Source organism: Acinetobacter sp. YH16051, assembly GCF_013417135.1.
Classification (GTDB): Bacteria; Pseudomonadota; Gammaproteobacteria; order Pseudomonadales; family Moraxellaceae; genus Acinetobacter; species Acinetobacter towneri.
Genome location: NZ_VPEN01000034.1, coordinates 1 through 7,227, shown reverse-complemented (window position 1 = coordinate 7,227; position 7,227 = coordinate 1). Strand labels below are relative to the sequence as shown.

The following is a 7,227-nucleotide window of genomic DNA, read 5'->3' as shown; positions in this document are numbered from 1 at the left end:
CTGTTATAAGAAATGAAAAAAACCGAGACCGAAGTCTAGGCTTTAAATTTTAAAAACACATAAAAATTAAGGCTATAGTCTCAATTTTTCAACTTCGTATAACGTGTATTATGTTAATTTTAGGAAATTTAAACATTTACCTTATAATTTAACTGTAGTTCATCCGCATTTTCCCCTCTAATGCCCCAGTTTTCTTTAGGAGTTTCAAATATAGTTATCTCAACATCATTTGAATCAATACCGCATAGATTGTTTATATTTTCGAATAGAGTCTTAATAAATGCTTTTTTAGTCTCTTTTGTTCGTCCATCGAACATGGAAATTTCAATAATTATATAAGATGTACTGCGGTCTGCTGGATATATAAAATTTTTGGATTCTAGTGGAATAAAACGTTGAAACCTTTTTTCTTCAGGGTATTTTAATTCTTTAACTAAAGCCTGATGGATAGCTTTACTTAAATTATCACGATGTAATTCTATAGTTTCATCTAAAGCATAAATTTTTATCTGAGACATTACTTTCTCTAAATTAAAACCCTAATTTTAGCTTAATCTCCCCCTCCCATTTAAGATAATGGCTGTTATACGAAATGAAAAAACCTAGACTCTGGTCTAGGCTTAAAATTTAAAAAATATATAAAAATCAGTGTAGTAAACTTATTTTTAGAGATTCGTATAACGTGTATTATGTTAATTGTAGGAAATCTTAAATATATTTTCTTAGATGTTTTTCAAGAATGTTAGAAAGTATTGTAGATGAATGAATTATCCTATCTATTAGCTCTTCCGACTCTTCTTTTGTCATTGTAGATGTCTTATTTTCAATTATGGTATCAAATGTAATTAACTCATAATAATCAGAATAGGCTTTAAGAGCTTCTCTTTCATATTCCTTCAAAAATTTCATCTTTTTTGAAAAAAGAAGAGCTGAAATTGGTCCACCATAGGGAAAATTATTCACTTCGGATTTTAAATAAGTTAAATATAAGGAAACTTTTTTAATATCTTTAAAAGTTTTTTGAGGATCATCATCTAAGAAAACATTAATACATGTTTCATTGGTCTTGATTAACAGATCATTAGCAGACTTGATTGATTTCATTAATAAAGAGTTTTTTATTCTGAATAAAAACACATATACAGGGATAGCAACTGTAATAGCTTTAAATATAGGAGCTAGCCAATTATAAGGAATAAGATCAGGTTTTATTAATACGCTACAAATGGAAAAAAACCACAAAAGCAGAAGTGACGTCCAAACAACATATAGTTCCTTATCCATATGATTTATTTCACTTTACTTTCAGCGTCATTAATATACTTTTCTATTCTATCAGTAATAAGTTCTTTTAAGTCATCATCTACCACTATCTTTAGATGTCTATTTAAATCAGATTTACGATAACCATTTTTACGAATTAGACCACCAAAAGATTCTTCTAGATAAGAAGATCCAGCTGTAGATATACCATTAAAATCTAAAACAAGAATTTGGTTTGGATTCGTTTTTAAAGATTGGAAAAAAGGTAGTAGAACTTCTTCTCTAAATCGTTCACCACTATGTAGACCATCTTTTCTAGCTCTACCCATAGGTCTTGGATAATATTCTTTAGCCACATCATATTTGATTTCAAGCATAAGTTTTACTCGCGACTAATTTCACATTATTCAAAGGAATTTCCCATCCTACAGTTGTACCTTCAATAGCATCTTTGTAGTCTTTTAAACCAGCGACAGATGACCAAGCCCCTTTTCTACTTAGAACTATCACATTTGCACCATCTACATCAGATTCAACCTGCATGATATCATTAAAGCCTTTTCCTCGATGGTACTCTTCTGTTGCAGATCTTCTCCATTTTGTTGCTATTTCAATCAATTGAGAGTCATTTTTACCAGTAAAGAGTTCAATTGGATTAATAGATAAACGATCTCTTAGCTTAACTGGAATAGTTACCGGAATAGTTTTTCCTACATCTGATACCACGATCAGACATGTATTTTTCTCTTTATCTATGCAAAAGAATAAAAACCATTTCTTATATTGAGCATTTTCATCATAGGCATGATTGATCACATTACTGATTGCTTCAGCAATAGCATTTTGTAAAACAAATCTAGCTCTTCTATCTGGTAAGATCATAGCTATTTGCTCTTCAATCTTTTCGTATTCCTCGCCTAAATCAGCGCTATCTCCCGATAAACACTCCCATCTATCAACAATATTAATAGTTTTACCAACATAAGGAGGCTGTTTAATAAGACTATGAATGCCTAATCTAGAGAACATAGCTTTTACTACATCCTTATCAGAGGTTCGTCCTAGTAATTCTTTTTTATTTTTTAACTTATCCAATTGATGTAAAAGGTAAATAACGCCTTCTGGCAACAATAGTTCTACATCCTTAAAATTAAGATATAAACTCTTATTAGCTCTATCTCTCAGCTTTATTTTTCTTATAGTTTCTAGAAATTTTTCTCTATGACCCATTTTAGCTAATGAGATTACAGATGAAAATTTTATTAAGCCGATATAAGTATGTGATCTTTTTTTACCTTCCTTTCTTATTTTTAAATCTGATTTTTTCTGACGAAGAATAGCTTTTTGATTAGGCTTTTTCACAAAAAATCCTTGTTTTTTAGACGGTAATCGAGCAGATATGATCTTATACAAATGAACTAATAAAAGAAATATATAAAAGGATTTAACATAAAATCTCTTATGCGAAATCTCAGGCAAAAATCCCAACCGAGGGTTGGGAGAGATAAAAATTGACCCTAAATCACGTGGCTAGATAGGTCATAATTATTTTATTAACTTTCCGCCTTGCTTAAGAACAATATATAAAAAATCTAAAATACATAAAACTGATAACACTAAGAATAATGATCGACTTACCAGATAGCCAATTTGTTATAAACATATAATCTAGAGATTGAAATAAAATAATAGTGTTTTTTTTCATTACTTTAGCTATACAAATCTGGTTTTTTATGTCCTTAGACATACTTGAAAAATACTCTATTCTTATGACCTTTTAAAATATAATTTGTCTGAGCAAATCATGAAAATATTTTTCCTTACTTTAGTTGCTTTAGCTTTAACAGCATGTTCCAAACCTCATGATAAATATGTTGGTTACTGGCAACTTGAAGATACAAAATATCCAAAAGTTTTAGAAATCTATAAAGAGGGCAAAGAAACTTACATCGTAAATGAGAATATTCTTTCAGAAACTGATTGGTTTGGAAATAAAAAATCAGGAACGGTTTTAGAGAAGAAAGAAAAAGAACTTGGTGTGAATAACGGTTTAGCAGTTATCACATTCAACTTATCTGATGATGGAAAAACACTGCGAATTAGTAATCAACGCTATACCAAAATTAGTGAAGATGATGCAAAACAGATGATCACACATAAGAAAAACTGCGAAAGCTTAAGATTGAAATATAGAGAGGAAGCTAAAGCATTCAATATTTTTGCGCGAGATGCTCAAAAAGTCGAACAGGATAAAATTAAAGATAACTATCGAGAGCTCCAGAAAGAAATTCCTAATTGTAGTTTTGGAATCTAACTTATTTAAATATATTTAGGAAAATTTATGAAAAATTTCAAATTATTACCATTGTTATTTGCATCTCTTTTTGTAGGATGCGGCACAGTCGGAAATATGGTCATCCAGGATCAAACTTTAGAACAAAAGGCAGCCTTTGCTTTAAATACAACTTCAGACAAAGTGGCCATATCAAATAGACAAGGATCTATTGATGGCACGATAAACTTTGTAGCCACTGTAGGAAAAAAATCACATCAATGTTATATCACAACAGTTGGAGGAGCTATTAGTTCCCAGGCAGTTTGTTCGGGTTCTAATTCTGTAAAACAAAGTAGTGATAAGCAATGTAATGCTCTATTGAAAGCAGCAGGCCGCTGTTAATTTTTATGCAAAAGCTCAGGTTAATCCTGAGCTTTCTGTTCAATCTTATCATTGGCAGAGAACATACCTGGATTTGTAAGCCTGATATTTTCCTGACAACTTTCACACAGCATCAACCCGGCAAAAAGCTGTACATTCTGTCCATTTCCACAAAGCGTACATGGTTTTAAAAGTTGAATAATATTGTCCAAAATTAAGATTCCTTAGAAGAAAAGTTTTGTTCCGCATAATTAGCGGCCTTAGCTTGCATACTTCTAATTTCGTCTTTAGAAGCACCATTTTTCATTAATAACCATAAAAGCATCATGTATGTACTACTAAAATCCTCATAGTATTTTTCAGAAAAATTATTATCTTCCTCAAAATCATCTATTCGCTTTTCTAATCGATTCACCAGATCCTCAATACGATCGGCTTGCTGTTTAACAGCAATAGATTGAAAATCATTGGTCAAAATTTTACTGAATAATTTACTGGTTCTGATTCCTTCTGAATTAGCCAATTGATCGTAGAATTCTGCTACTTGTGGATCTAGCCTGACTGCATAAGTTTTGACTTTTTCGCCCATAAATTACACCTCTTATTAAAATTAGATTTTGTACAAAATTAAATATCTATAATTCAACTAATTAAATAAAAAATAATAAGTAAATTACGTACAAACCTATTTGTACAGAATTAATTTATTTTAAAACAAAAACTTATTTAAATATAATGCTTTTTTTATGTACAACCATGAGTACATAGTTTTTCTTAAATTTATCAATATCTTATCTAAAAAAAGTGTTGTTTTGATGTACAAGCATGAGCACAGCATAAAAAATAGATAATTCAATCACTTATTCTAAAAAAAGACCATTTTTCTGTACACGTTTCTGAGACCCTAAAAAATCGCTGAAATCCTTATCCTGTAAGGCTTTGAGGGTTGTCATCGTTAGATGCGTGGTGTGTGACAAAAAAATCCCGGCGTGTGCCGGATCCTGGATTAGAAAATTGGCTAAAGTGACGTAGGGCCGGTGCTTGGTTTTGCATGGAAAAAAGTATTTATTTCTTGGTTTAGAAAAACGTAAAAAGATCAATTTTTTTGTCCCTTCATCCAGGTTAAAAATTTCAACCCAAAATTTTAATTATGAAAAGCTTCACAGAAAGCGTTCAAATGCGATTTAAGAGCCTTTACCTAAAAAACATAGATCTCATAGTGAAAAACAGAAAACAGCTCAAAAAACGCAAATGAGAGCGAAATAAAGAGGTATTTTGACTTTAGATAGATGCATAGAGCGAGTGTCTACGAGCGAACTATCAAAATTTGCGCCTAGACCCTCTGAAAAACATTTTTTTGCCCTCTTTAGCCTAAGAAAGCGTAAGTTTCATGCAGAAATTTGCTCCTGGATCGAGCGTAGCGAGTAAAAAAGTTTTATGAGCGAAGCGAATTCCGAGTTGCTTTTGCTTTTTCTTAAAGTCACGCAAGTATTAACCAAAAAATTGCCCCAACGAACTGAGCGAAAGCGAAGTTCAATAGAGTTTGAGCGAAGCGAAAACCAAGGGCAATTTTTCATTCCCTGGGCTTTTAATTATTTTTAAGCTTTTAAATGCTTTTAGGTAAGCTGAAAGCTTTGTAAATAAAGGCTTCCAGACTTCATATGACTACGTTTACCTACCAATATGACTACGTTTACCTACCAATATGACTACGTTTACCTACCAATATGACTACGTTTACCTACCATAAGTCTACCTTATTTATTTTGTAGATTTAACCATGTTTACCTTGCATTAATCTACAGATTTATTAATATAGATTTATATTCATAACTAATAAGATAGATAAATAAAGTGCGGGATTTAGTAGTTAAAGATAATGCATTAATTAATGCGAGTTATAACTTAGATTTAGTAGAACAGCGTTTAATCTTATTAGCTATTGTTGAAGCAAGAGATAGTGGTCGAGGCATTAATGCCAATGATCCATTAGAAGTCCATGCTGAGAGCTATGTAAATCAATTTAATGTTGCAAGACAAACAGCGTACCAAGCGTTAAAAGATGCTTGTAAAGATCTATTCGTACGCCAATTTAGCTATCAAGAAATCAATAAGAGAGGAAATGTAGAAAATGTTTTAAGCCGCTGGGTCAGCGAGATTAGATATATCGATGATGAAGCAACCGTGAAGTTAATATTTGCTCCTGCAATTGTCCCACTTATTACACGTTTAGAAGAGCAATTTACTAAATATGAATTACAACAAATTAGTAATCTCAGCAGTGCGTATGCTGTGCGGTTATATGAATTGTTAATAGCTTGGCGCAGTACAGGCCAAACTCCTATTATTGAACTAGCAGAGTTCAGGCAAAAAATAGGTGTTCTTGATGATGAATATACAAGAATGGGGAATTTCAAAGACCGAGTATTAAATTTGGCTATTGCTCAAATTAATGAACATACAGATATTAAAGTCCAATGTCAGCAACATAAAAAGGGACGTAATATTTCTGGCTTTTCATTTACCTTTAAACAGAAAAAGGTCGTTATAGCTAACAATAAAAAGCAAACTACTCTTGAGATTTTCTCAAAATTTACTGATGCACAGCGACATTTTTTTGCTAATAAGCTATCTGAGCTTCCAGAAATGAATAAATATTCTCAAGGTACTGAAAGCTATTCGCAGTTCGCAGTTCGAATTTCTGAAATGCTAAAAGATCTACAAAAATTTGAAGAACTACTGCCATATCTAGAGAAAGTAGGCTTTAATGCAAAATAAAACTCATGTTCAGATTGGATGTTCATATGAACATTCCTGTACACGTACTGAGGGACTCCATTGAACACAACAAAATTCAGCGTTATGGACGCCAGTAAAGCGTTTAAAAAGTCTAGAACAACAATTTATGAAGCTATAAAAAGTGGCGAATTATCAAGGGATAGTGATGGACTCATAGATCTATCGGAATTAATAAGAGTTTATGGAAATCCAACTGGTGTTCAGTCCAGTACACGTATTGAACAAGTCCAGAAGGATGCACCTGTACGTGTACAGTCCGAGATCGAAAATGTTCTAAAAGATCAGATTGCTTTACTTAAAAATCAGTTAGATTTAGCAAATCAAAGAGAAAAGTCTTTGATGCAACATATTGAAGATCTTACTCATAGAATTGAGTTTAAAGGCACCTTAGAACAGCCAAAACAAGAAAATACTAGTAAGCTAAATGAATCTACTAATCTAAATATAGCAACAGATCCTCGGCCAGAGATTGAGTCGAACTATGACGCATTGACTACTCCTGGGGAAGA

Annotated in this window: 10 protein-coding genes; 4 read left to right on the top strand and 6 right to left on the bottom strand. The window is 31.9% G+C overall.

Translation table 11 applies throughout. The features are described from left to right. Positions 1 to 128: 128 nt before the first annotated feature. The 4 genes from FTV41_RS13275 to FTV41_RS13260 form a co-directional block, all read right to left on the bottom strand. The gene (locus tag FTV41_RS13275) at positions 129 to 518 is read right to left on the bottom strand and encodes a tautomerase family protein (protein ID WP_032040164.1); all 390 of its coding nucleotides are present in this window, start codon (positions 516 to 518) and stop codon (positions 129 to 131) included. A 190-nt stretch (positions 519 to 708) separates the two neighbouring features. Continuing rightward, on the bottom strand, positions 709 to 1,284 hold the full coding sequence (locus tag FTV41_RS13270) for a hypothetical protein (RefSeq protein WP_121973990.1): 576 nt from the start codon (positions 1,282 to 1,284) through the stop codon (positions 709 to 711). A 5-nt stretch (positions 1,285 to 1,289) separates the two neighbouring features. Beyond that, complete coding sequence (locus FTV41_RS13265; RefSeq protein WP_121973991.1) at positions 1,290 to 1,640, bottom strand: STAS-like domain-containing protein; 351 nt, start codon at positions 1,638 to 1,640, stop codon at positions 1,290 to 1,292. After that, positions 1,633 to 2,625, bottom strand: coding sequence for a hypothetical protein (locus tag FTV41_RS13260; protein WP_121973992.1), 993 nt, complete (start codon positions 2,623 to 2,625; stop codon positions 1,633 to 1,635). Before FTV41_RS13260 ends, FTV41_RS13265 begins: the two co-directional genes overlap by 8 nt. Positions 2,626 to 3,067: 442 nt before the next feature. Here FTV41_RS13260 and FTV41_RS13255 point away from each other — a divergent pair, with 442 nt between their 5' ends. Both FTV41_RS13255 and FTV41_RS13250 read left to right on the top strand, forming a co-directional pair. Further along, entirely contained in the window at positions 3,068 to 3,577 is a 510-nt protein-coding gene (locus FTV41_RS13255; protein ID WP_046206310.1) for a hypothetical protein, read from the top strand. A 27-nt stretch (positions 3,578 to 3,604) separates the two neighbouring features. Then, positions 3,605 to 3,940, top strand: a complete 336-nt coding sequence (locus tag FTV41_RS13250; protein ID WP_075175697.1) for a hypothetical protein — start codon at positions 3,605 to 3,607, stop codon at positions 3,938 to 3,940. 20 nt (positions 3,941 to 3,960) lie between these two features. On the opposite strand, the gene FTV41_RS13245 is transcribed toward FTV41_RS13250, so the two are convergent. Next, positions 3,961 to 4,131, bottom strand: coding sequence for a hypothetical protein (locus FTV41_RS13245; RefSeq protein ID WP_171249271.1), 171 nt, complete (start codon positions 4,129 to 4,131; stop codon positions 3,961 to 3,963). Between the two features lie 2 nt (positions 4,132 to 4,133). Next, the gene (locus tag FTV41_RS13240) at positions 4,134 to 4,508 is read right to left on the bottom strand and encodes a hypothetical protein (protein WP_046206308.1); all 375 of its coding nucleotides are present in this window, start codon (positions 4,506 to 4,508) and stop codon (positions 4,134 to 4,136) included. A 1,265-nt stretch (positions 4,509 to 5,773) separates the two neighbouring features. Between FTV41_RS13240 and repM the strand changes: the two genes are divergently transcribed. Both repM and FTV41_RS13230 read left to right on the top strand, forming a co-directional pair. Next, positions 5,774 to 6,697: a replication initiation protein RepM gene (gene repM / locus FTV41_RS13235; RefSeq protein WP_151206973.1), complete on the top strand. Its 924-nt coding sequence runs from the start codon at positions 5,774 to 5,776 to the stop codon at positions 6,695 to 6,697. A gap of 60 nt (positions 6,698 to 6,757) precedes the next feature. Then, a partial coding sequence (locus tag FTV41_RS13230) for a plasmid replication DNA-binding protein (protein ID WP_257221969.1) occupies positions 6,758 to 7,227 on the top strand: 470 nt, incomplete at its 3' end.

Coding starts and splice junctions, on each gene's coding strand:
- FTV41_RS13265 (WP_121973991.1), bottom strand. CDS start 1,640: ATGCTTGAAATCAAATATGATGTGGCTAAAGAATATTATCCAAGACCT.
- FTV41_RS13255 (WP_046206310.1), top strand. CDS start 3,068: ATGAAAATATTTTTCCTTACTTTAGTTGCTTTAGCTTTAACAGCATGT.
- FTV41_RS13250 (WP_075175697.1), top strand. CDS start 3,605: ATGAAAAATTTCAAATTATTACCATTGTTATTTGCATCTCTTTTTGTA.
- FTV41_RS13270 (WP_121973990.1), bottom strand. CDS start 1,284: ATGGATAAGGAACTATATGTTGTTTGGACGTCACTTCTGCTTTTGTGG.
- FTV41_RS13240 (WP_046206308.1), bottom strand. CDS start 4,508: ATGGGCGAAAAAGTCAAAACTTATGCAGTCAGGCTAGATCCACAAGTA.
- FTV41_RS13275 (WP_032040164.1), bottom strand. CDS start 518: ATGTCTCAGATAAAAATTTATGCTTTAGATGAAACTATAGAATTACAT.